Origin of the sequence: Oceanihabitans sp. IOP_32, from assembly GCF_009498295.1 — a bacterium.
Lineage (GTDB): Bacteria > Bacteroidota > Bacteroidia > Flavobacteriales > Flavobacteriaceae > Wocania > Wocania indica.
Map to the genome: position 1 here is coordinate 14,042 of NZ_CP040813.1, position 22,697 is coordinate 36,738.

General features: G+C 34.1%; 21 protein-coding genes and 1 tRNA gene. 20 read left to right on the plus strand and 2 right to left on the minus strand.

The annotated features are described in order from the left end of the window. The first annotated feature begins 69 nt into the window (after positions 1-69). The 5 genes from gldG to FEZ18_RS14800 all read left to right on the plus strand — a co-directional run bounded on the left by gldG (position 70) and on the right by FEZ18_RS14800 (position 6,035). On the plus strand, positions 70-2,454 hold the full coding sequence (gldG, locus tag FEZ18_RS00075; protein ID WP_153266418.1) for a gliding motility-associated ABC transporter substrate-binding protein GldG: 2,385 nt from the start codon (positions 70-72) through the stop codon (positions 2,452-2,454). 88 nt (positions 2,455-2,542) lie between these two features. Next, positions 2,543-3,661: a DNA polymerase III subunit beta gene (dnaN, locus tag FEZ18_RS00080; protein ID WP_153266419.1), complete on the plus strand. Its 1,119-nt coding sequence runs from the start codon at positions 2,543-2,545 to the stop codon at positions 3,659-3,661. A 929-nt stretch (positions 3,662-4,590) separates the two neighbouring features. Next, positions 4,591-5,124, plus strand: coding sequence for a pyridoxal-dependent decarboxylase (locus tag FEZ18_RS14790; RefSeq protein WP_255473327.1), 534 nt, complete (start codon positions 4,591-4,593; stop codon positions 5,122-5,124). Between the two features lie 43 nt (positions 5,125-5,167). Then, positions 5,168-5,608, plus strand: a complete 441-nt coding sequence (locus FEZ18_RS14795; RefSeq protein WP_255473328.1) for a pyridoxal phosphate-dependent decarboxylase family protein — start codon at positions 5,168-5,170, stop codon at positions 5,606-5,608. Continuing rightward, positions 5,589-6,035, plus strand: coding sequence for a pyridoxal-dependent decarboxylase (locus FEZ18_RS14800; protein WP_255473329.1), 447 nt, complete (start codon positions 5,589-5,591; stop codon positions 6,033-6,035). The genes FEZ18_RS14795 and FEZ18_RS14800 overlap by 20 nt, the downstream gene beginning before the upstream one ends. 186 nt (positions 6,036-6,221) lie before the next feature. Here FEZ18_RS14800 and FEZ18_RS00090 read toward each other — a convergent pair whose 3' ends face one another. Next, on the minus strand, positions 6,222-7,415 hold the full coding sequence (locus FEZ18_RS00090; RefSeq protein ID WP_153266420.1) for a DegT/DnrJ/EryC1/StrS family aminotransferase: 1,194 nt from the start codon (positions 7,413-7,415) through the stop codon (positions 6,222-6,224). Between the two features lie 167 nt (positions 7,416-7,582). Continuing rightward, positions 7,583-8,212, minus strand: coding sequence for an NAD(P)H-dependent oxidoreductase (locus tag FEZ18_RS00095; protein ID WP_153266421.1), 630 nt, complete (start codon positions 8,210-8,212; stop codon positions 7,583-7,585). A 374-nt stretch (positions 8,213-8,586) separates the two neighbouring features. Between FEZ18_RS00095 and FEZ18_RS00100 the strand changes: the two genes are divergently transcribed. The 15 genes from FEZ18_RS00100 (at position 8,587) to FEZ18_RS00170 (ending at position 22,676) form a co-directional block, all read left to right on the plus strand. Next, positions 8,587-8,671, plus strand: a tRNA-Ser gene (locus FEZ18_RS00100). A gap of 263 nt (positions 8,672-8,934) precedes the next feature. Beyond that, positions 8,935-10,182 (plus strand): site-specific integrase, encoded by a 1,248-nt coding sequence (locus FEZ18_RS00105; protein WP_153266422.1) that lies wholly within the window; start codon positions 8,935-8,937, stop codon positions 10,180-10,182. Positions 10,183-10,280: 98 nt separating this feature from the next. Further along, a complete protein-coding gene (locus FEZ18_RS00110) occupies positions 10,281-11,117 on the plus strand; it encodes an RteC domain-containing protein (protein WP_153266423.1) in 837 nt (278 codons plus the stop codon). Between the two features lie 226 nt (positions 11,118-11,343). After that, positions 11,344-11,643: a helix-turn-helix domain-containing protein gene (locus FEZ18_RS00115; protein ID WP_153266424.1), complete on the plus strand. Its 300-nt coding sequence runs from the start codon at positions 11,344-11,346 to the stop codon at positions 11,641-11,643. Between the two features lie 26 nt (positions 11,644-11,669). Then, positions 11,670-12,476, plus strand: a complete 807-nt coding sequence (locus FEZ18_RS00120) for a transcriptional regulator (protein ID WP_153266425.1) — start codon at positions 11,670-11,672, stop codon at positions 12,474-12,476. A gap of 111 nt (positions 12,477-12,587) precedes the next feature. Then, entirely contained in the window at positions 12,588-13,196 is a 609-nt protein-coding gene (locus FEZ18_RS00125; RefSeq protein ID WP_153266426.1) for an ATP-binding protein, read from the plus strand. A gap of 212 nt (positions 13,197-13,408) precedes the next feature. Further along, the gene (locus tag FEZ18_RS00130; RefSeq protein ID WP_153266427.1) at positions 13,409-13,696 is read left to right on the plus strand and encodes a helix-turn-helix domain-containing protein; all 288 of its coding nucleotides are present in this window, start codon (positions 13,409-13,411) and stop codon (positions 13,694-13,696) included. Position 13,697: 1 nt separating this feature from the next. Then, entirely contained in the window at positions 13,698-14,966 is a 1,269-nt protein-coding gene (locus tag FEZ18_RS00135) for a type II toxin-antitoxin system HipA family toxin (protein WP_153266428.1), read from the plus strand. Between the two features lie 94 nt (positions 14,967-15,060). Then, complete coding sequence (locus FEZ18_RS00140) at positions 15,061-15,306, plus strand: helix-turn-helix domain-containing protein (RefSeq protein ID WP_153266429.1); 246 nt, start codon at positions 15,061-15,063, stop codon at positions 15,304-15,306. Positions 15,307-15,438: 132 nt separating this feature from the next. Further along, positions 15,439-15,837 (plus strand): hypothetical protein, encoded by a 399-nt coding sequence (locus tag FEZ18_RS00145; RefSeq protein WP_153266430.1) that lies wholly within the window; start codon positions 15,439-15,441, stop codon positions 15,835-15,837. Between the two features lie 134 nt (positions 15,838-15,971). Beyond that, complete coding sequence (locus FEZ18_RS00150; RefSeq protein ID WP_153266431.1) at positions 15,972-16,148, plus strand: helix-turn-helix transcriptional regulator; 177 nt, start codon at positions 15,972-15,974, stop codon at positions 16,146-16,148. Further along, entirely contained in the window at positions 16,148-16,759 is a 612-nt protein-coding gene (locus FEZ18_RS00155; RefSeq protein WP_153266432.1) for a BrxA family protein, read from the plus strand. Before FEZ18_RS00150 ends, FEZ18_RS00155 begins: the two co-directional genes overlap by 1 nt. Further along, a complete protein-coding gene (locus tag FEZ18_RS00160; RefSeq protein WP_153266433.1) occupies positions 16,752-17,336 on the plus strand; it encodes a DUF1788 domain-containing protein in 585 nt (194 codons plus the stop codon). Before FEZ18_RS00155 ends, FEZ18_RS00160 begins: the two co-directional genes overlap by 8 nt. Beyond that, positions 17,333-20,806, plus strand: a complete 3,474-nt coding sequence (gene brxC / locus FEZ18_RS00165; RefSeq protein ID WP_153266434.1) for a BREX system P-loop protein BrxC — start codon at positions 17,333-17,335, stop codon at positions 20,804-20,806. The genes FEZ18_RS00160 and brxC overlap by 4 nt, the downstream gene beginning before the upstream one ends. 22 nt (positions 20,807-20,828) lie before the next feature. Beyond that, positions 20,829-22,676, plus strand: a complete 1,848-nt coding sequence (locus FEZ18_RS00170; protein ID WP_153266435.1) for a DUF262 domain-containing protein — start codon at positions 20,829-20,831, stop codon at positions 22,674-22,676. The last annotated feature ends 21 nt before the right edge of the window (positions 22,677-22,697 follow it).

A 22,697-nucleotide genomic window follows, 5' to 3' on the forward strand; every position in this document is an offset into this window, starting at 1 on the left:
ACAAACACAGAATAATAAAAAAATACCACGATCCCTCATCTCTGGTAGGATACTTACAAAATAAATGAAATGATAGCCATCTTAAAAAAAGAAATAAACGCGTTTTTTGCATCACCTATTGGATATTTAGTTATTAGCCTATTCCTGTTGTTAAACGGCTTGTTTTTATGGCTATTTAAAGGTGACTTTAATATTTTAGACTATGGGTTTGCCGATTTATCACCTTTCTTTCTGCTCGCACCATGGATACTCATTTTCTTAATTCCTGCGGTGACCATGCGCAGTTTTTCGGATGAAAAAAAACAAGGCACCCTAGAGTTATTATTAACAAAACCGATCTCGCATACCCAAATTGTGTTGGGTAAATATTTTGGGGCATTCGCTTTAATTTTAATCGCGCTTTTACCAACCTTATTATACATTTATACGGTTTATCAATTAGGCGATCCTGTTGGGAATTTAGATTTAGGTAGCACTCTGGGCTCTTATTTTGGCTTGCTGTTTTTAATCGCCTCTTATACTGCGATTGGCGTGTTTTGCTCGACCTTATCAGACAATCAAATTGTAGCTTTTATAATTGCGGTTTTTTTGTGTCTCCTATTTTACATAGGTTTTGAAGGGATTTCAGACTTTACCTCGAACACCTTTGTAGAACAACTGGGCATAAGTTATCATTTTAACAGTATGAGCCGCGGTGTGCTCGATACTCGCAATATTTTATATTTTTTAAGTGTTAGCCTACTATTTATTGCTTTAACCACGAAGAATATTAGTGTAAAAGCGTTTTCTAAAAAACAAGGCATCAAGCTTTTAATTTTACCCATAGTGTTAATACTGGTTAACCTCTTTTCTGCTTCCATACATAAACGTTTCGATTTAACTGCAGATAAGCGCTATACCTTAAGTGAAGCCTCAAAAGCAATTGTAGCCCCTGTTAATTCGCCCATTATTATAGATGTCTTTTTAAAAGGCGACGGTTTTCCTTCAGAAATTAAACGATTACAACGAGAAACTAAACAGTTGCTAGAAGAGTTCGCAGCCGTAAACAAAAACATTAATTTTAGCTTTATAAATCCTCTTGAAAACGAGGCCACTCGCGAGCGTAATATTCAACAACTTACACAACGCGGCCTGACTCCTATGCAGTTAAGTGTTCAAGAAAGCGGAAAAGCCTCACAAGCCATCATTTTCCCTTGGGCTCTGGCCAGTTTTAACGATGTAACCATTAGTATTCCTTTAGTAAAAAACAAAATTGGCGCTTCCCAGCAAGATTTAGTGAGCAATTCTGTTCAGCATTTAGAGTATGCTTTTGCCGATGCTCTGAGTAAATTAACCATTCCGAAACAGAAAAAAATTGCGGTTTTAAAAGGCAATAATCAGTTAGAAGACCAATATATTGCAGACTTTATAAAAAAGCTTAACGAGTATTATTTTATCGCCCCTTTTACTTTAGATAGCGTTTCAAACCAAACACAAAAAACACTTGAAGAATTAAAAGCATTCGATTTAATTATTTCGGCTAAACCAACCGAAGCTTTTTCAGAAAATGAAAAATTGGTATTAGATCAATTTACCATGCACGGTGGTAAAAGTTTGTGGTTAATAGATAATGTCGCCATAGATAAAGATAGTTTATACAATGCCAGCGGCAGTAATTTGGCTCTGGCACGAGATTTAAATTTAAACGATTTCTTTTTTAAATACGGTATACGTATTAACCCTGTTTTAGTTAGCACACTCTACTCTGCTCCTATTACTTTAGCCATTGGCGAAGGTAGTAATGCACAGTTTCAACATTTAAGATGGCCGTATTCGCCATTGGCCTCATCAAACAGTAGTCATCCTATTGTTAACAATTTAAATTTTGTGAAGTTCGATTTTGCCAATCAAATCGACACCTTAAAAAACAACCTCAAAAAAACAATCCTATTAGAAAGTGCAGCCCTCACCAGGTTAGAAGGCACGCCAAGACCTATTAGTTTAGAGGTGGCCACCCAAGAGCAAAATCCAGCCACATTTAACCAGGGCAATCAAACACTTGCTGTACTTTTAGAAGGCGAGTTTACAAGTGTTTACAACAACAGAATTAAGCCTTTTAAGCTTTTAGAAGTGCAAAACAAAAGCATACCTACTAAAATGGTTGTTATTGCCGATGGCGATGTAATTAAAAACGATGTGGTAAAAAATGTACCCCAAGAATTAGGCTTCGATAAATGGACGGGCCAAACTTACGGTAACAAAGAATTTTTACTGAATGTGGTTAATTATTTACTAGACGACAACGGACTTATAAACATTCGGTCTAAAGAAATTGCTGTGGCTTTTTTAAATCAGCAAAAAATAGCGGCTCAAAAAACGAGCTGGCAACTCATTAATATCGCGTTACCACTCGTTTTGTTAGCAGGATTTGGTTTTACTTTTAATTACTTTAGGAAGAAAAAATACACGGCTTAAATGTTAATAAGTTTGTTTTCTATATTAACAGGTATAGAATATATTTGTAAGTAGCATTTTTGTTGAAAATTAAACACATTATAAATACATGAAATTTATAGTATCAAGTACCTATTTGTTAAAACAACTACAAGTTTTAGGTGGCGTAATTAACAGCTCGAACACCTTACCTATTTTAGATAATTTTTTATTTGAATTAGACCATTCTAAGTTAACGGTTTCTGCCAGTGATTTAGAAACCACTATGGCTTCAACCTTAAGTGTTGAAAGTGATAATGAAGGTAGTGTAGCCATTCCTGCACGTCTATTACTCGATACTTTAAAAACTTTTCCAGAGCAACCCTTAACTTTTATAATTGAAGAGAATAATACCATCGAAATTAGCTCTAATCACGGTAAATACGCTTTAGCTTATGCCGATGGCAATGAATTTCCTAAAGCCGTAGTCTTAGAAGACCCGAGTAAAACCGTTATTACTGGCGATGTGCTAGCCACTGCGATAAGTAAAACTATTTTTGCGGCTGGCAACGACGATTTACGCCCTGTAATGAGCGGTGTTTTTTTTCAGTTTTCTACTGAAGGCTTAACCTTTGTGGCGACCGATGCACATAAGTTAGTAAAATATACCCGTGAAGATATAAAAGCCAATCAGGTGGCCGAATTTATTATGCCTAAAAAACCTCTAAATCTTTTAAAAGGTATTTTAGCCGCGAGCGAAGAAGATGTTACTATTGAATACAACGAAAGTAATGCTAAATTTACTTTTGAAAACTCTGAATTGATTTGCCGATTAATAGATGGTAAATACCCGAACTACGAGGCGGTAATTCCTAAAGAAAACCCTAATAAACTAACCATAGACAGAACACAATTTCTTAATTCTGTGCGTCGTGTTAGTATTTTCTCTAATAAAACCACACACCAAATTCGTTTAAAAATTGCTGGTGCAGAGCTTAATATTTCGGCAGAAGATGTAGACTACAGCAACAAAGCCGAAGAGCGTTTAACCTGTGATTATCAAGGTGACGATATGCAAATAGGTTTTAATTCTCGCTTTTTAACCGAAATGTTAAATAACTTGAACTCAGACGAGGTACAATTAGAAATGAGCATGCCAAATAGAGCGGGTATTTTAACGCCTATTGATGGCTTAGATGAAGGCGAACAAATCACCATGCTGGTTATGCCAGTGATGCTGAATAGTTAATAAATTCTCACGACAGTGGGAATCTCATTATACAAAAGCAGCACTCTTTAATGAGATGGCTGCTTTTTTTTGTGGTTTAGAAATGCAAAAACTCAACAATTACAGAACTTATAGGATGTTCTTAAATTACACAAAATTTAGAGAGCCACGCTTTGTCATTTCGACGATAGGAGAAATCTCATAATAATTAGTCAAGATTTAGAACAAATTTGAGAAGCCTCCTCCATCTTACTACATTTCAACTTGACGTCACCAGTCGTTTTTTATGATTGCGACATTCTCACGTAAAGACTCAAAAGCATTTTGTTTTCTTGATAACAACGCTTTGTCATTTCGACGATAGGAGAAATCTCAGAATAATTAGTCAAGATTTAGAACATATTTGAGAAGCCTCCTCCATCTTACTACATTTCAACTTGACGTCACCAGTCGTTTTTTATGATTGTGACATTCTCAGGCAAAGGCGCAAAGCCCCCTAGTAAAAAAATATCATAATAATAAATAATCACTAGTGTCCCATTAAAAATATTAAAATGCTGTCCATCCTTTTAAAATTAAGAACTTTGCACGTTTTTTATAATGTCACCTTCCTTATTTGAAATAATTATTAAGATTTAAAGGAACTATTTTGTGAATTTAAAGTACTTCTGTTTATCAGTTAGTTAGAATCAAGTCTTGGTTCTTATGTCTATTAGCGAAGCGGTCTTATGTCTTTTGTCGGACATTAATGATAAATAATTTTAAAACGGCTAAGATTAAAACGGTAACTCAACATTTAAAACAAAGGAGTTTCGGTATGCAAATCAAACGGTTTAACCCTCGTTAAAACCTATTAGACTTTCCAGAAAACATTCAACGTAGTTCCATTTCAAGATAAATACCTATATTTAAAATTTCATTTTAATTACAGTTAAAGCATTTTCAGATTTATGATGGACAAAATTAAGGAATTAGAAAAATTAGCACGACTTCTCGATCCTGAAGCAAGTCAAAGACATGCTTGGAATACGCAGGTTTTAGATTATTCTAATACCTTTCTAAACAACTTAGAAACTACAAAGGCCTATATCAAAACTGAAGAAGCGGGTAAGGCCATAACCCATCTAGATATTGAAGAAAACGCTACCAATTTAACAACTTTGCTAGCCAGCACCACAAAACATATAGATGGTGTAGGCATAAATCCCGCTTCAAGTGGGCATATGGGGTATATTCCTGGTGGCGGTCTTTATCCCTCGGCACTAGGCGATTATATAGCAGCGGTAAGCAATCGCTATGCTGGGGTATATTATGCGGCTCCCGGGGCAGTGCGTTTAGAAAATATGCTTATAAAATGGATGTGCCGCTTAATGGGCTATCCTCAAGACGCTTTTGGTAATCTAACCTCTGGAGGATCTATTGCCAATCTCATGGCCTTGGTAACCGCGAGAGAGGGCACACCATTTAAAAGCTCGAGATTTTGAACGTGCTGTAATTTACCTTTCAGAGCAAGCACACCATTCTATATTGAAAGCCATTCGCATTTCTGGACTTTCTGAAGCCCAGTTACGATATATACCCTTAGACGAAAATTTAAAGTTATCGCCTTCACATTTAGAAGCAGCAATTATTGAAGATCAAAACAAGGGTCTTATCCCCTTTTATATTAATGCCTCATTCGGTACAACCAATACAGGAACCATCGACCCCTTAGAATCGATTGCCGAAATTGCTAAAAAGCATAAACTATGGTTTCATGTCGATGCAGCTTACGGGGGCTTTTTTAAATTAGTAAACCCTTTAGACTCCAAATTTAAAGGCATAGAAACGGCAGATTCCATCACATTAGACCCTCACAAAACCCTGTTTTTACCCTACGGTTCTGGTGCTGTGCTTATAAAAAATAAAAACACATCTCTTAAAAGCCTATCATTGCTTAGCCGATTATATGCAAGATGTTATTGGTAAAGAGGATGAGATTTCGCCTGCCGACATCTCGGTAGAACAAACCAAACATTTTAGAGGTCTAAGACTGTGGTTGCCCTTAAAACTATTTGGTTTAAAACCTTTTCGAGCAGCATTGGAAGAAAAGCTGTATTTAACCAAGTATTTTTATGATGAAATTCAAAAAATTGAAGGTTTTGAGGTGGGCCCAGAACCCGAATTGTCTGTGGCTATTTTCAGGTATGTTCCTAAAACTAAAAACGCCAACGAATTTAACCGAAAATTAATTGAAGCCATTCAAAACGACGGTCGTATTTTTCTATCATCAACCAACATAAACGGTGTTTTCTGGATACGGATAGCGGTTGTGCAATTTAGAACCCATCTAGAACAGATAAATTTACTGCTCGATATTATTAAAAAAACCATTCAAGAAGAAAATTTTAATTAGAGCAGTTTAAAATGGCCATGCGTAAAACGCGCCTTATATCATATTAGCCATACGACATTTCAAAATTAAATTGGTATTACTGATAAAAAAGAGTCCGATTTGTCCTCAAAAAAAAACGCATCATTATAGCTCACAGCTAATTTATGATCTATAATGATGCGTATCAAAATCAGATTGACCTTCTATTTAAAGACTATCTTGTATGGCTTTAACCATCTTGCTGGCGCGTTCTTTAAGCTCGCTTTCTGTCCAAGACAGTTTAATTAAACAAGAGATATTCCTAGAAATATAATGATCTGATTTTTCGTAGGTTTTCGTTTTAAGATATTCTAAGCCTTTTCTAACTTCTGGCGACACGGGATACAGCGATTTTATATCCTTTAAATGATCCCACTTTTTAAGATAATGCCAATTGTTAGTATAGTAATTCCAACAGGCATCTACCCCACTTTCTTTAAAGTTTTGAGCCACTTTATTGGCAATATCAGCATTTGGTAAAAAGAAATTTAAAAAGGCATAACTTTCTTCTCCACCTTCAGGAACCGTTCTAAAGGTCACTTCTGGAATTTGAGACAAAGCATCACGCAGCACGGTATAATTTCGTTTTTGAATGTCTATAAACTCTGGTAACCGCTTTACCTGTGCTAAACCAACAGCGGCATGCAATTCTGAAATTCTGAAATTATAACCTAAAAACGGATGCGTTTCTGCACCACGATCGTTTCCAACATGGTCGTGACCGTGGTCACTGTAATGATCGGCGTTTAAATAGTAGTCTTTGTTGTTTGTGATTACGGCACCACCTTCACCACAGGTTATGGTTTTTACAAAATCGAACGAAAAACAACCTAAATCCCCAATGCTTCCCAAAGGTTTCCCCTTGTAAGTACCCCCAATCGCTTGACAAGCATCTTCAACCAATAGCAAATTATGCTTGTTAGCAATGGTTTGTAATGCATCCATATTAGCCATACTCCCGCACATTTGCACCACCATAATCGCTTTGGTTTTTGGTGTAATGGCTTTTTCAACAGCCTCTGGACATAAGCCTAAGGTGTCATCAATATCAACTAAAACGGGAATAGCACTCAGCATCATGATGGCCTCAAAACTGGCTACAAAGGTAAATGTTGGCATAATAACTTCATCACCTGCTCCTACACCAGCTGAGGCTAAAGCTACAGTGACTGCGGCAGTACCACTAGACACCAATTGTACATGATTAGATTTAAAGGTGCCTTGTAACTCACTTTCAAGCTCCTTAGCTTTCCAATGGCCATTACGCATGCCATCAAAACCGTAGCGCATCAATACACCACTTTCTAATACATCGTTTACTTCTTTTCGTTCTAAATCTCCAAATAATTCAAATCCTGGCATAATCTTTTTTATTTAATGTTTTTGAGCCTTGTTTTTTTTGGTGTGAAGCAGCGTTTTGAAACTAATTTTAACCTAAAACCTCAATGAAAATATCGGCTTTTTGTGGCGTTAAAAACCATTTCAATACCCTTACCTTCCGGTGAACAAGCAACTGCTCATTTGTTTGTTTATAATTCTATAATAACCTCTTCCATAGGTTTTCTAACCTTTTTAAAGGTTGAAAAAACATCATCATCAGCCCTGTAACCCACTGGTAAAAGTAAAACCGACTGCAATCCTTTTTCTTTTAAATGGAGGATTTTATCAAATTCTTGTGCTGCAAAACCTTCCATTGGGCAGGCGTCTATTTGTTCTAAAGCGCAAACGTTTAACAAATTCCCCAAAGCAATATACGCCTGATTTTTAGACCACTGCAAGCGTTCTTTTTTCGACATGTCCCGCATGGTTTTCTTGAGTCTTTTTCTGTACGGCTCTAAAATACGATCTGGGGTATCACGAGTTTCTTTAATGTTTTTATAATAGCTGTTAACATCTTTTTTCTTGATGTTATCCTGAATGCAAATTACTAATAAATGTGAGGCTTCCAAAACTTGTTTTTGATGGTAAGCATGAGGCACTAAAGCTTCCCGTAATGATGTGTTTTTAACAATAACAAGCTTTATGGTTTGCAAACCAAATGATGTGGGTGTTAAATTAAAGGCTTGTTTTAACACCCTTAATTTAGCTTCAGACAATTTTTTATTGGCATCAAATTTTTTTACGGCATAGCGCCAGTTTAGCTGTTTTATTATATCCATAAGGTTATAGCAATCTTTTTTAAGCAAAAATAAGGTTTGCTTTGGTCTTTTTAGCAAGAAGTAATAAAATAAAATGGATTTAAAACTATGATCACTAAGCTAAAGACCACATTAAGATAACAAGTCTCTTTTATATTTAGGTCTGAATTCAGTTTGGAAATTTAAAAAGTGCTGTTTTTTATGAATAAAATGAAGAAGGATAGTACAATCTCACATAACTTCTTATGACGACGCAAAAAACGATACATTGTAAAAAGCTCACTATTAAAGATATAAAAATTATTTTAAAAAAGTGTGTTTTTTATTTGAAAGAACTAAAAAAGGGTTATATATTTGCACCCGCAATCAAGAACAATACTTGATGAGGCGCTCAAGGAGAAATGGCAGAGCGGTCGAATGCGGCAGTCTTGAAAACTGTTGAGGGTCACACCTCCGGGGGTTCGAATCCCTCTTTCTCCGCTAGGAATTAAACAAATTCCACCAAAACCCTTTAAAACGTACGTTTTAAAGGGTTTTTTCTTTTTAGCATATACCAAAATATTCATTAAATCGTGTAACAAAGGTGGTAAAATCGGGTACCTCAACTTTTTTAAATTTTAGGGTAACCGAATTTTAAGCTTTCCCCAGTATTCACAAGGGTTACAACTAGTTCAAACTTCAAACATCTTGTGTCGTATTGAGGTAAAAATTAAGTTTATTATTAATTAAAAAGGTTACCAAAAATGAAAACAAAAGTATCTATCCTCTTTTATGCAAAAAGAGCAAAAGTCAATGCGAATGGCTTATTCCCTATTTACACCCGCATTACAGTGAACGGAAAACGAATTGAAATGAGTACTGGAAGATTTGTAGATCCATCCAAATGGTCCACCTCTGCGGGCAAAATGAAAGGCCAATCAGAAGAAGCTCGTTCAGTAAATAGGCAGCTTGATATGCTAAAAATCAAGATTATTGATATACAGATGGAGTTAATTCATCAAAATATTCCAATCACAGCAAAAGCATTTAAAAGCAAACTATTAGGTCTTGATGAAAAGCAACGTATGCTCATTCCAATATTCGAAGATCACAACAAAAAGATTGAAGAACTGGTAGGTAAAGAATACGCACCAGGCACATTAGAACGCTACAAAACATCATTAAAACATACTATTGATTTTTTAGAATGGAAGTATAAAATATCAGACATCGACATCTTAAAAATAAATCATGCGTTTATTACGGAATATGAATTCTATTTAAGAAGCGTAAGAAACTGTAGTAACAATACAGCAGTTAAATACATCAAGAATTTCGGCAAAATAATCAAGATATGTTTAGCTAATAATTGGATAGATAAAAACCCATTGAGCAATTACAAAGCGAAAGTTAGAGAAGTAGAACGTGTATATCTAACAGAAGAGGAAATCCAAAAAATACTAAACAAAGAATTCCCAACAGAACGCTTATCATTAGTTCGAGATATATTCTTATTTAGCTGCTTTACTGGTCTGGCTTATATCGATGTAAAGAACCTAACCAAATCTCACATCAGTTTAGGTATTGATGGTGAAAAATGGATATTTACCCATCGTCAAAAAACGGAATCTGCTTCTAAAATTCCGATCCTTCCGGTAACACAATTAATTATCGATAAATATTTAGAGCATCCACAATGCTTAAATGAAAATCGTTTACTACCCATATTAAGCAATCAAAAAATGAATGCCTATTTAAAGGAAATAGCAGGAATTTGCGAAATAAACAAGGAACTCACACTCCATATTGCGCGTCATACATTTGCGACTACAGTCACCCTTTCAAATGGCGTACCTATCGAAAGCGTTAGTAAAATGCTTGGTCATAAAAATTTAAGAACCACACAGCATTACGCCAAAGTTTTAGATAGAAAAGTAAGCGACGATATGAGACTTTTAAAGGAAAAACTGGGTAATACACATACCATTACAAAAGCCAAACAAATTGGTTAATTTTGATGTTGTTGAAAACTTTTTAAGTGTTCAATTCAATAATTTTAACAGAAAATGGTTTATTTTGATAGCACTCGAAATAAACCATTTTTTAATCTATGAATACCTTTTGCATACCATTCTTTCAGGAATTGGAGCGTGACTTTGAATTACTCAAATGCACCTATTGCAATAGTATTGAGCATAGTCAAAAAATGATTTTCTTTTTAGAAAAAAAGTTAAAGCAAATCAATAAATGGGTGAAAACATTTTGCTTTGCAAACGAAAAAGATGAAATCTATTTCTTTAAAGAATTAAAACCATCATTAGTTTCTAAAATCTTATACTACAAATACATTTTAAAAATTGAATCTACATTGCCTCCAGGCAAAAAAGGAAAACGCAAACATTACATCAAGGCGTTAAATAAAGCGACTCAATTAGGAAAAGAAAATCGCGAATTCTATGAATACTTTAGATGTAGAGCAACTTACAGCGACACCAATTATTTTATTAGAAGACCCTATAAGGATATCATTCGTGATCACTCCATGCTTTTGTTTTTTGACTCTAAAATATCTACTTCCCATGATTATCAGGTAGCCAGCTTGATTAGTGCTGATATGCTGATTAATTACTTGGAACGCAAAATTGATGAAATCGATAATAAAAATGGCACCAATAATTATGGCCAACCTGTAAATTATTCCTGGTCTGGTACCAAAATAGATTTGGTAGAACTAATCTATGCTTTAAAACATGCGAAGCTGATTAATAATGGTAATACCGATGTTAAAGAATTAGCGACTCATATTGGTAAAATCTTTAATATTGAATTAGAAGATAGCATTTACCGAGTATATCAAGATATCAAGATCAGAAAAACGGTTCGAACAAAATTCTTAAATAGTTTGGTGGAAAGCCTCAACCAAAAATTGATGGAAGAAGACTCCTAAAACACACAAGGTCTTCCCTACTATGGTTTCCATTATTAAGGCAATAATATAAACAGCTTTCAACTTCTCATCTAAACAAACCTATAAGAGGTCGCTAGTCATATAATTAAAAATCAGCATATTAAATATTTTTCAATTAAAATAACACCCACCTTGGGTTTACCTTGTTAATGAAAAATTACGAAATGAAGTTGCTTTGTATCATAACAATACAAAACACTTTATTATGAATTTACATCCAAAAACACTGTTCCCTGAAACCGAAAATTTAGAACTCTTAAATCATCAACTAGTAACTAAAAGAGATCTATTAAATGTGGTTAATGCACTACTTACAGAGTTAAAGAATGTCAAAAAAGAAGACAAGCCAGCGCAATGGCTAAAATCATCAGAAGTTAGAAAACTATTAAGGATCTCTCCAGGTACGCTTCAAAATCTACGAATTAACGGAACACTCAATTTCAAGCGTGTTGGTGGCATCATTTACTATAAGTATGAAGACATCCAAAACATGCTAGAAAATTAATCATCAAAAAACTTAAACCTTTAATCATGAACTATATTAAACACTTAACAGGTTTTTTCGATAAAGTCATTAACGATAACACCTTAAACCCAACACATATCAGTTTATATATCGCATTGTTTCAATTCTGGAACTGCAACCGCTTCAGAAATCCCATTAGCATTTCGCGCGATGAAGTCATGCGGATCAGCAAGATAAGCTCTAAAGCAACTTACCATAAATGCTTAAAAAATTTACACGCATTAGGATATATAAAATACGAACCATCATACAACCCCTATAAAGGAAGTTTAGTACATCTCTTTAATTTTTCTGAAAACTTAAAACCAAAACCAAAAAACAGCAAGGTTATAAAACAAGTAACAGGTAAGTCTTATACTGGTATTGATACAAGTACTGAACAAGCAGAGGTATCTTATATAAACAGTATAAACAATACAAATAAGTTAAACAATTCAAACTTGAACGAGCAATCTCTAAATTCTAAAAATGAAACTTTAGATTTAAAAAAAGAAGTTGATAATACAAAACAAAAAAAGTTGCGTCAAAAAAATAAAAGTATGGTAACACCAAATGAAAAAGACCTAATCAATTACTTCCTGGAACAAAACTTTCCAGAATTAGAAGCAAAAAAATTCTTTAATTACTTCTCCAGTAATGGTTGGTTAGTAGGTGGCAAAACACCTATGGCCAATTGGAAAGCAGCTGCACAAAATTGGATGATTAATAGCTCTAATTTCAATGCACACCACCACAACACCGACGCAACACCGACAATTCGCCCAAAAAACCTCAACACAGCAACCAATAAAAATTATTCAGAACCTTTATAATCTTTCTGCCGTCATTGCGAACAGAGTGAAGCAAATGCAAAGCATTCACGAATACCAAAATGTTTAAATAAGAATGCATGAGTAATCTCATCATTAGAACTTACAATCAAAATGAATTACAACTACCAAAAAGCAACCAAATGGCTAGAATCTAAAGGACAAGAACTATTTGGCAACCACTTCAAAATTTATGATGAAGACAAAACCATCATTCACAAACTCATGGCCTACAGCACAGGTGATGAAGAAGCAACAAATCAACTCGATATTAATTTAGAAAAAGGGATTTTGCTTTCTGGTCCTATTGGCTGTGGTAAAACAACCTTAATGACACTAATGAAACATTTAGCATCCCCTCAAAATAAATACTATGTGAAATCGTGTAGAGAAGTGAGTTTCGAATTCATTAAAGAAGGTTACGACGTCATAAGCAGGTATAGCAAACCAAGTTTACATCAATCCAAAGCAGGCATCATCTGCTTTGATGATCTTGGTACAGAAAACAATTTAAAATACTTCGGTAACGAGTGTAATGTGATGGGTGAAATTCTATTAAGCCGCTATGATTTATTTATTAGCAAAAAAGTTAAAACACATCTCACAACCAACCTATCTGCATCAGAACTAGAACATCATTATGGCAATCGAGTGAGAAGCAGATTAAGAGAATCTTTCAATCTAATAGCATTCAATAATAATTCAAGAGATAAACGAAGGTAAATTTTACCCATGTTTATTAAACGAGTGTAAAAAATTAAATAATTTACCCTTGTCAACGTCATTGCGAGGAGTGCGCGACGTAGCAATCTCATCAGTTTAAACTGATATTTTAATTATTTAGTAGGTCATATTAAAAGAATAAAATTATTATTTTGATTGTTATTTCAATCAATTAAGCTATATTTGCTTGAAATAACAATCAATTTGTTGTCATGAATAAAAAAACACAAGTACTATTCCCTAAACATAAGGACATTCTTAAGCAAATGGGAGAAAACATAAAACTAGCTAGAAAGAGACGTAAACTTACAACAACTCAAGTTTCTGAAAGAGCTGATATAGTTAGGAGTACATTATATCTAATAGAAACAGGTAGTCCTAGTGTAACATTAGGCGCCTATTTCAATGTATTGAGAGTGTTAGGCTTGCAAGATGATTTCTTAAAACTAGCAGCGGATGATGAGTTTGGAAGAAAATTACAAGATTTAGACTTATTATAAAATGGCAACCGGAAAATTAGACATATACGTCTTCGCGCATTGGAAACCAATGGCAGAACCCGAATTAATAGGTATCCTTTCAGCACTAAATGCAAAAGGAAAAAAGGCCTTTAGTTTTGAGTATGATAAAAACTGGATCAAATCTAAAAACCAAATGCTATTAGATCCAGATATTCAGTTTTACGGTGGTCCACAATATCCAAATAACAAAGAAAATTTTGGTGTCTTTTTAGATAGTATGCCAGATACCTGGGGACGTACATTAATGAAAAGAAGAGCTTCTCAAGAAGCAGCTGTAACTGGAGAAAAAGCAAAAACACTATATGAAATAGACTTTTTACTCGGTGTGTATGATGAAAGCCGAATGGGTGCATTAAGATTTAAAACAGATTTAGATGGTCCATTTTTAGATAATAACAATCTGTCTCCAACACCACCTTGGTCATCAATACGTGAACTTCAAGATGCTGCTCAAAACTTTGAAAATGATACCGAAAATGATGAAGCAAGACAATGGCTAGCTATTTTAATGGCACCTGGTTCCTCTTTGGGTGGTGCCAGACCCAAAGCAAATATTTTAGATAACGATAAAAATTTGTGGATAGCAAAATTTCCTGCAAAAAATGATACCACAGACAAAGCTGCTTGGGAATATCTAGCATATCAATTGGCATTAAAAGCAGGTATAAACATGTCCGAATGTAAAATCCAAAAGGTTACCGGAAATTACAATACATTTTTTACAAAACGCTTCGATAGAGAAAATGGCGAAAGAATTCATTTCGCTTCGGCTATGACCATGACTGGTAATAACGAGGTCAAAATTAGAGATCATCAAGCAAGTTATTTGGAATTAGCAGAATTTATTCAAAATCATGGTAGTAATATAGAATGTAATCTCGAGCAACTTTGGCGCCGTATTGTTTTTAATATTGCCATTTCAAATACTGATGATCATTTACGCAATCATGGGTTTATAATTACAAATAATGGTTGGGAACTCTCCCCTGCTTACGACCTCAACCCGTCTATAGATAAAGATGGTTTAGCATTAAATATAGATATGGATAACAATGCATTAGATTATGATTTAGCAAAAAGTGTTGGCATATATTTTCGTTTAGATGAAAACCAAATGAACGTCATTTTAGAAGAGGTACTAACTGCTGTTGCTTCATGGAAAGAAATGGCAACAAAAATTGGAATTCCTAATAAAGAAATAGAACTTATGGAAAAAGCATTTAATCTCTATCCTAAAAATAACCAATAACCATCAACAGATAACTGACCAATGATTAAACTACACCCTTTAAGGTATAAAAACAACACAAACACAGAATTTACACCCATTAAGGTATAATATTATGGACTTGGATAAAGAAAACCCCATAGCCCAATTTATGAGGGAGAATCGTAAAAAAGCAAATCTAACACAAGTTGAGTTGTCGGACATCACTGGTCTGGGGCTTCGTTTTATTCGCGAACTCGAACAAGGCAAATCTAACCTAATGTTAAGTAAGGTAAATCAATTGCTACTTTTTTTCGGACATAAATTATCTCCAACACCATTATCTAAATTAGATAGAGAAAAGTTAGCGGGAGAATTATAGAATAATTTATATCAGTGTTCAATACTTTTTGATGTTCATTGACACTGAACATTGTAAATTTATGAACAAGTCAACAGAACAATTCAATTTTAATAGTAAATTGTATTCCTTTTAATTTAATAACCTCATCCTATGGAAGCTCAACAATTGGTACACAAAATCGCAACGACTGAAGAAACAAAATCCTACCTCATGCTGGTTCTTGATGCCTTCCAAAATATGGATTACCACAAGCTAAACGATTTGTTAGATGAAGAAGCTTATTACGAAGACATGAAAAAAACAGCGTTCATCTATAAGCAAATGCAAATCTTTAAAGAACTTCGAAAAAAAGAAGATACATATTTAAATCTTTCAACAAATATTTGCACAGGCTGTTTATGCAATGATCCGCAACCAGTTTTTGTGTTCACTGGCAATAATTCTGGTCTTAAATATGCCATAATTATAGAATTCACAGAAGGTGAAATAACAGATATTTATAGATGTTCTGAACAATCAGACTGGTTAGACGGCATGATGCCTTTTTAAACTTCAAAGTACTTATTTAATATAATCCTTCAAGTCTCTAATTTTTAAAAATAAGTGAGACAAATACTATTTTATATAATCTCAATTTCATAAATTTGATGTGAAGGCAAACTTTAATTTTTATTAAACTCAATATGCTTAAAGAACTTTTAAAATTGAAAGGAGTAAAACAAAAATGGCTCGCAAAAAAAATCGGTGTTAGTGAAGTAACCGTGAGCAATTGGGTAAAAGAGAAATCAATTCCGAGTGATAAAAATTATCAAAAAATTAGTGAAGCCTTGAATATTCCATTAAAAGATTTAACGAATTAATGGTGGCGGATAATAAATACAAATTCTCATTTACAGCAGCGTCTTTAAGAACTAAAGACCTTGTTATGGTCGCATTACGGAAATCCTCAAAAAATACTGCCGATCTGGAGCTAACTTTAGGCAATGGAAAATCGGCAACAGGTAAACGTTTATTAGTAGAATTAGAAAATTGGATAAGTACATTAACAGAACATCAAATAGAGGTACTTCAAAACGGTAGTTTTAAATCTCAAAACGAAATAGCCTTTTTAGCAGTATGTAAATACTTGGACTTTATACGTGATTTCGTTATAGAAGTCATCAGAGAAAAATATATAGTATTTGATTATGAGCTAACAGATGGCGACTATTTGTCTTTTTTTAGACGAAAAGCAGAATTTCACCCAGAGATGGATGATCTAACAGAAATAACACAAAAGAAAATCAAACAAGTCACCTTTAAAATGCTTGAGCAAGCAGGCATCATAAATAGTGTCAAGTCAAGAATCATTCAACCTCAATTGATAGAATCAGACACGCAAAAGGCAATAATGAGTGATAATCCAGAATTATTAAAAGTGTTTCTGTATTCAGATATAGACATACAAAGATTACAGGAAGCCTATGAATAGCTTAAACAAAAAATTTGAACACTTATACGGTGTTATTTCTTCGTCCAATTTTCTAAATAAAGAATCATTAGGTGGTGAAATACCTTTTTTTATTGCAGCTTATGATGCCGAACAGGAATTAGACTGCAGAGAAGAAATAAAACTATTAAAAAGAAAACTCGAAAATTCCGGTATTGAAATTTTAGAACTGAACTTATACGACCTTACCTGCGAAATCCTCGAAGCAAAAGGCGGTATGGAACGTATGTTTAAAATTGAAAAAGTAAAAAGCAAAGACAAGTTTTTACGGGCTCTCCAATCGTCTTTAAACATTCATCAAGTATTAATGCCCCTAATTAAACAGAAAATTGAAGCAAGTAATGCAAAGGTATATTTCCTAACAGGCATTGGCTTGGTGTTTCCATTTATACGCTCACATAACGTATTGAACAATTTACAAAATATTGCAAAAGAAGCACCTACAGTCGCTTTTTTTCCGGGAGAATATAATGGCCATTCGTTAAATCTATTTGGCAAACTAAAAGACGATAATTATTACAGAGCATTTAATATTTTTAAAATAGAAGCAAAAATATGATCAAAGATTTTTTTGAAAAGGATATAAACAGATCTATCGAAACGGTTATCAAAGCAGACGATCGCGACCATATCGCAACTGAGGTTACCGAATACGTTATAACAGACGAAATTGCTAAAAAAATAAGAGACTTTTTTCAAGCCTACAATGATTATGCTGGTGCCAATGGGGTTTGGATTTCTGGTTTCTTCGGTAGTGGTAAATCTCATTTATTAAAAATGATTTCCTATGTACTAGAAAACAAACAATACGATGGATATCATTCTGGCGAATTGTTTGCAGAAAAGGTAGACGACGATGCCATGTTAAAAGCCGATATTTTAAACGCAACACGTATTCCGTCAGAGTCTGTACTATTCAACATAGATCAACAAGCACAAATTACCAGTAAAGAAGACGCTAATGCCATTCTTGCTGTTTTCTATAAAGTATTCTATGACCATTTGGGCTATTACGGATTTCAACCGCATGTAGCAGAGTTTGAAATGTGGTTAGATAGCAAAGGTAAATACGAAGCTTTTAAAGCAGAGTATGAAAAAGTAAACGGTATTACTTGGGAAGTAGATCGATTAGAATATTTTGTTGTTGAGGTGAAAGATATTTTAGCATCAATTTTTAATGAAAGTCCTGATAAATATGAAAATATCCTTGATGAATTAGAAGACAGAAACAAGCAATCTATTGAAGATTTTTGTAATCGTGTAAAAAGCTACATTGACACGAAACCCAAAGGCTTCCGTTTAAATTTCTTTGTAGATGAGGTTGGCCAGTATATAAGCGACAACACAAAGCTTATGCTTAACTTGCAAACTATTGCAGAAACTTTAGCAACCAAAACCAAAGGAAACTCTTGGATATTAGTGACCTCGCAAGAAGATATGGAAACGGTTGTTGGTGATATGAACAAAAGCCAGCAAAACGACTTTTCGCGTATCCAAGCACGTTTTAAAATAAAAATACCATTAACCTCTGCCAATGTTGATGAGGTGATAGAAAAACGATTGCTTCACAAAAAAGATACCTATCAAAAGCAATTGGAAAAAGCCCATAAAACCAATGCGGCTCATTTACAATCGCTTTTGTCTTTTTCTGAAGCTGGCGTACAGTTTAAAGGGTTTAAAAGCGATAAGGATTTTGCAAATAAATTTCCATTTGCACCCTATCAGTTCGATTTATTTCAACAATGTCGTATTGCTTTATCAAACCACAATGCCTTTCAAGGAAAACATGCTTCCGTAGGAGAACGCTCTATGTTAGGCGTGTTTCAACAAGTCATTCAAGCTATTGAAAAAAGAGATGAAAACGCTCTGGTTAGTTTTGATTTAATGTTTCAAGGTATCCGTAACGAATTGCGTGGAGACATCCAGCAATCACTACAATTGGGTGAGCGCCAACTAAACGACCCATTCGAAATCAAAGTGTTAAAAACGCTCTTTTTAGTAAAATACTTCAACAGCTTTAAAACCACCAAACGCAATATTTCGGTGTTATTGATAGATGATATCAATGTCGATTTAAAAGCACACGAAGAAAAAATTGAGAAAGCGCTAACCGTTTTAGAAAACCAAAGTTACGTGCAACGTAATGGTGACATCTACGAGTTTTTAACCGATGATGAAAAGGATATTGAAGAAGAAATTAAAAATACAGACATTGATGATCAGGCAGTAACCACCTTATTAAAGGAAATTCTGTTTGATGAGATTATCAAAGACAATCGTATCACCTACCTAGACAACAAGCAAGCCTACGATTTTACCAGTAAAATAAACGGAACCATATTAGGTCGCGAAAAAGAACTGGAAATTGAAATCATAACCGACGATTTCGAAAACAACGAAACCTACATTCAATCGCAAACTATGGGTAGTACTGCCATGAAGTTGTTATTGTCGCCCAACCCAACCTTTATGCGCGATATACGCATGTACATAAAAACAGCAAAGTACGAAAGGCAAAATCGTGGTAACAGTACCAGTCCACAAGTAGCACGTATTTTACAGGAAAAATCTATTCAAAACGTTACACGTAAAAAGAACTTAATCACATTGGCAAACAAAGCATTGGCAGAATCGAATGCTTTTGTAAATGGTAGCAAATTGGAAGCATCTTCTACAGCCGATGGTAAAACCAAAGTCATTAACGTATTTCAAAATTTAGTGGCTGCTGTATATCCTAATTTACGTATGCTTAAAGGTGTAGCGTTTACAGAAGATACCATTAAAACAACCATACATTCCAAACAAGACGATTTATTTTCTGGTGATGACGCTACGATGTCCGAAGCTGAAACAGAAATATTAAGTCTCATCAACAGGCGTAAAAAACAAAGTGACCGTACATCATTAAACGATGTGAAAAATGAGTTTATTAAAAAACCGTATGGTTGGTATCCTAATGCAGTGTGGACCACCATTGCAAAATTGTATAAACGTGGTAAAATAGAATTAACGCAAAATGCTAATTTATTAGAAAATGATGAGGTGTTAAACGCCCTATTAAACAGCTCAAACCATGGCAATACTTTATTAGAACCGCAAGCAACTTTTAATGATGCTTCTGTAAAAAAATTAAAAGACATCTATAAAGATGCGTTTGATGAAAGCTGCGCCTTTCGTGAAGCTAAAGATGTAGCGACTGCTTTTAAAGAAAAACTAAAAGACATGTCCATACAAGTTAATCAACTGTTAGCAAGTAAACGAGACTATCCATTTTTAAGCAGTTTAGAACCCTTTGCAGACCAGTTAACAAAATGGTCAAAAAAAGAATATGCCTATTTCTTAATCAATACTAACGATTTTGAAGATGCTTTACTAGATACTAAAGAAGATCTGCTAGATCCTATCAAGCGATTTATGAATGGTGAGCAGCGTAATATTTACGACCAGGTTAAAAAATTACTCGATGGTAATACAGCTAATTTCGATTACATTCAAGGCGATGAACTAGAAGTTCTTAAAACCTTACTCGCAAGTAACACGCCCTACAAAGGCAATGGCGTACAGTTAGCTAAAGCAGCCAAAGATCAATTAGCAACTAAAGTATTAACGCTAATTGAAGAAGAAAAGGAAAAGGCGACTAAAAAAGCAGAAGACTTAATTACAGACATTACTTCACGTAAAGAATACAAGGCGTTAGAGACTGCACAACAACAGCAAACTATTACTGGTTTAGAGCAACGTAAAAAAGCCTTAAAAGACGAGCGCTTTATCGCTAACATCCGCCAGAGTTACAATCAGTTATCCGAGTTGCATACTGCTGCCTTAAACCTTATGGCGACTTATTTAGCGAAACCACAAGAAGATGGTAAAGCAGCAGAACCAACTACAAAATACATTCGTAGGTCTAACGTGCATATCGATTTTGATAAAAAAGAACTGCATACCGAAGCCGATGTATTAGAATATATAGAAGCGGTTAAAGAAGCCTATTTAAAAAGAATAAAAGACAATATTAGAATAACACTATAACCAATCAACTGAACCGTTTCCAATGGAAAAAAAAACATTATCAAATATTTTAGAGGGGAAAATACTCAAAATACCAGACTATCAAAGAGGTTATGCTTGGGAAGAACAACAATGGAAAGATTTTGTTCAAGATATAGATGCTTTAATTGATGATAAAATTGTAAATCATTATACAGGCACCATTGTTATTTATCAACCTAAAGAAAAGCCTACAGAATATTATGGAATTGATAGACTGGAACTAGTTGATGTTGTAGATGGCCAACAACGATTAACAACGTCAAGTCTTTATTTATCTATTATATTGAAAGAATTAATAAAGCAAGGAGAAAAAGATTATGACACTAAATTACCGCTTTTGTTTTCCGGAACTAAAAGTCGTCTTATTTTAAATAACGATACTTCAGATTTCTTTTTTGACCTTATCTCAAAAGGTACGACAAACGTTGCTGCAATAACGGTGCATCAAAAAAGACTTTTAGAGGCTCACAATTATCTTAAATCACATATTCAACAGCAATTAGATTCAAAAGGTACTGAAGGTGTAAGTTATCTAAAAGATGTATTTGATGCTATTATACGCAAACTTAATTTTTCGTTTTATCCTATTGAAGTTGAGAGTGAAATTGGGATGACATTTGAACTAATGAATTCCAGAGGGAAAGGACTTTCAGCGTTAGAGTTATTAAAAAACTACCTGATGCATTGGGTGTATAGAAATATCACACAAGAAAACGAAAAAGAGGATGTTACCAATACGATTAATAAATCTTGGAAAGAAGTATATACCAATATTGCAAAATGTAACGGTAGCGAAAATCAATGTTTAAGAATAGCGTGGACTTTATATCATTCGCACACACCAAAAAACTGGAAGGGTTATAAAGGCTTTAAGGACAATGATGTTATTCCGTTAAGAGACTTTTCAATAAAAACGAAAGCAGATACCCAACAGTTTATAAACCAGTTTACTTATGGATTAGCAGAAATTTCTATGCATTATGCTGCTATTATACAGCCTTCCAAAAGTTCACCAATTATAGACGAATTTAAATGGTTAACTAAAATTAAAAATGCGGGTAACATAGCAAATTTTTTACCACTTATGGTAGCTACTCGTTTAGGTGTTGTTGCAGATGAAATCCCTCATGACAAATATATTAACTTACTAAAAGCATTAGAACTATTTTCGTATCGCGTGTTTTTGTGGCAAGGGAAACGTAGTAATGCAGGACTCTCTAAATTTTACAGATGGGCAGATGATATTTTCTCTAAAAAACATGATATTGAAGCAGTAACTGAATGGATTTTAGGTACCATTAATTGGTATTCTAATGAAAATAGCTTTAGAAAAGAACTTAAAGAAGATTTTTACGATTGGTATCATTGGAGACGATTATTACGATATACATTGTATGAATACGAACTGGATTTACTCACAGAAGAGGGAAAAGGCGCTAAACCTAAACTAGCTTGGGATGATTTAACCGATGCCACTTTTGAGCATATTTTACCACAAACACCAAAAGAGGATTCTATATGGAAACAACAATGGACAGATGAAGACATTGAAACCTATCTACACGACATCTCAAACATTGTTTTAACCAAAGACAATTCTCATTATTTAAATTTCGAGTTTTCCAGAAAGAAGGGAGAAGCAGGAATAGGACATTGCTATGCCAATTCAGACATACGACAAGAACGTAAAATTGCAGAGTTTGCAGATTGGACACCAGAAAGCTGTAAACAAAGAAAAGATACACTTAATAAATGGATTATAGATAGATGGGGAATAGACCAACATTATAAAGTACCTAAAGAGATAGAAGATATTGAAGAGGAAGAAGAAATTTTAGAAACTGTTTAGCCATTACCATCAATTTAAAGA

Excerpts from the sequence above, each read along its gene's own strand:
- brxC (WP_153266434.1), top strand. The coding sequence starts at position 17,333 with ATGATCAAAGATTTTTTTGAAAAGGATATAAACAGATCTATCGAAACG.
- FEZ18_RS00140 (WP_153266429.1), top strand. The coding sequence starts at position 15,061 with ATGGACTTGGATAAAGAAAACCCCATAGCCCAATTTATGAGGGAGAAT.
- dnaN (WP_153266419.1), top strand. The coding sequence starts at position 2,543 with ATGAAATTTATAGTATCAAGTACCTATTTGTTAAAACAACTACAAGTT.
- FEZ18_RS00160 (WP_153266433.1), top strand. The coding sequence starts at position 16,752 with ATGAATAGCTTAAACAAAAAATTTGAACACTTATACGGTGTTATTTCT.
- FEZ18_RS00170 (WP_153266435.1), top strand. The coding sequence starts at position 20,829 with ATGGAAAAAAAAACATTATCAAATATTTTAGAGGGGAAAATACTCAAA.
- FEZ18_RS00145 (WP_153266430.1), top strand. The coding sequence starts at position 15,439 with ATGGAAGCTCAACAATTGGTACACAAAATCGCAACGACTGAAGAAACA.
- FEZ18_RS00115 (WP_153266424.1), top strand. The coding sequence starts at position 11,344 with ATGAATTTACATCCAAAAACACTGTTCCCTGAAACCGAAAATTTAGAA.
- FEZ18_RS14800 (WP_255473329.1), top strand. The coding sequence starts at position 5,589 with ATGCAAGATGTTATTGGTAAAGAGGATGAGATTTCGCCTGCCGACATC.
- FEZ18_RS00095 (WP_153266421.1), bottom strand. The coding sequence starts at position 8,212 with ATGGATATAATAAAACAGCTAAACTGGCGCTATGCCGTAAAAAAATTT.
- FEZ18_RS00105 (WP_153266422.1), top strand. The coding sequence starts at position 8,935 with ATGAAAACAAAAGTATCTATCCTCTTTTATGCAAAAAGAGCAAAAGTC.
- FEZ18_RS00150 (WP_153266431.1), top strand. The coding sequence starts at position 15,972 with ATGCTTAAAGAACTTTTAAAATTGAAAGGAGTAAAACAAAAATGGCTC.
- FEZ18_RS00130 (WP_153266427.1), top strand. The coding sequence starts at position 13,409 with ATGAATAAAAAAACACAAGTACTATTCCCTAAACATAAGGACATTCTT.
- FEZ18_RS00110 (WP_153266423.1), top strand. The coding sequence starts at position 10,281 with ATGAATACCTTTTGCATACCATTCTTTCAGGAATTGGAGCGTGACTTT.
- FEZ18_RS00125 (WP_153266426.1), top strand. The coding sequence starts at position 12,588 with ATGAATTACAACTACCAAAAAGCAACCAAATGGCTAGAATCTAAAGGA.
- FEZ18_RS00155 (WP_153266432.1), top strand. The coding sequence starts at position 16,148 with ATGGTGGCGGATAATAAATACAAATTCTCATTTACAGCAGCGTCTTTA.
- gldG (WP_153266418.1), top strand. The coding sequence starts at position 70 with ATGATAGCCATCTTAAAAAAAGAAATAAACGCGTTTTTTGCATCACCT.
- FEZ18_RS00120 (WP_153266425.1), top strand. The coding sequence starts at position 11,670 with ATGAACTATATTAAACACTTAACAGGTTTTTTCGATAAAGTCATTAAC.
- FEZ18_RS00090 (WP_153266420.1), bottom strand. The coding sequence starts at position 7,415 with ATGCCAGGATTTGAATTATTTGGAGATTTAGAACGAAAAGAAGTAAAC.
- FEZ18_RS14790 (WP_255473327.1), top strand. The coding sequence starts at position 4,591 with ATGATGGACAAAATTAAGGAATTAGAAAAATTAGCACGACTTCTCGAT.
- FEZ18_RS00135 (WP_153266428.1), top strand. The coding sequence starts at position 13,698 with ATGGCAACCGGAAAATTAGACATATACGTCTTCGCGCATTGGAAACCA.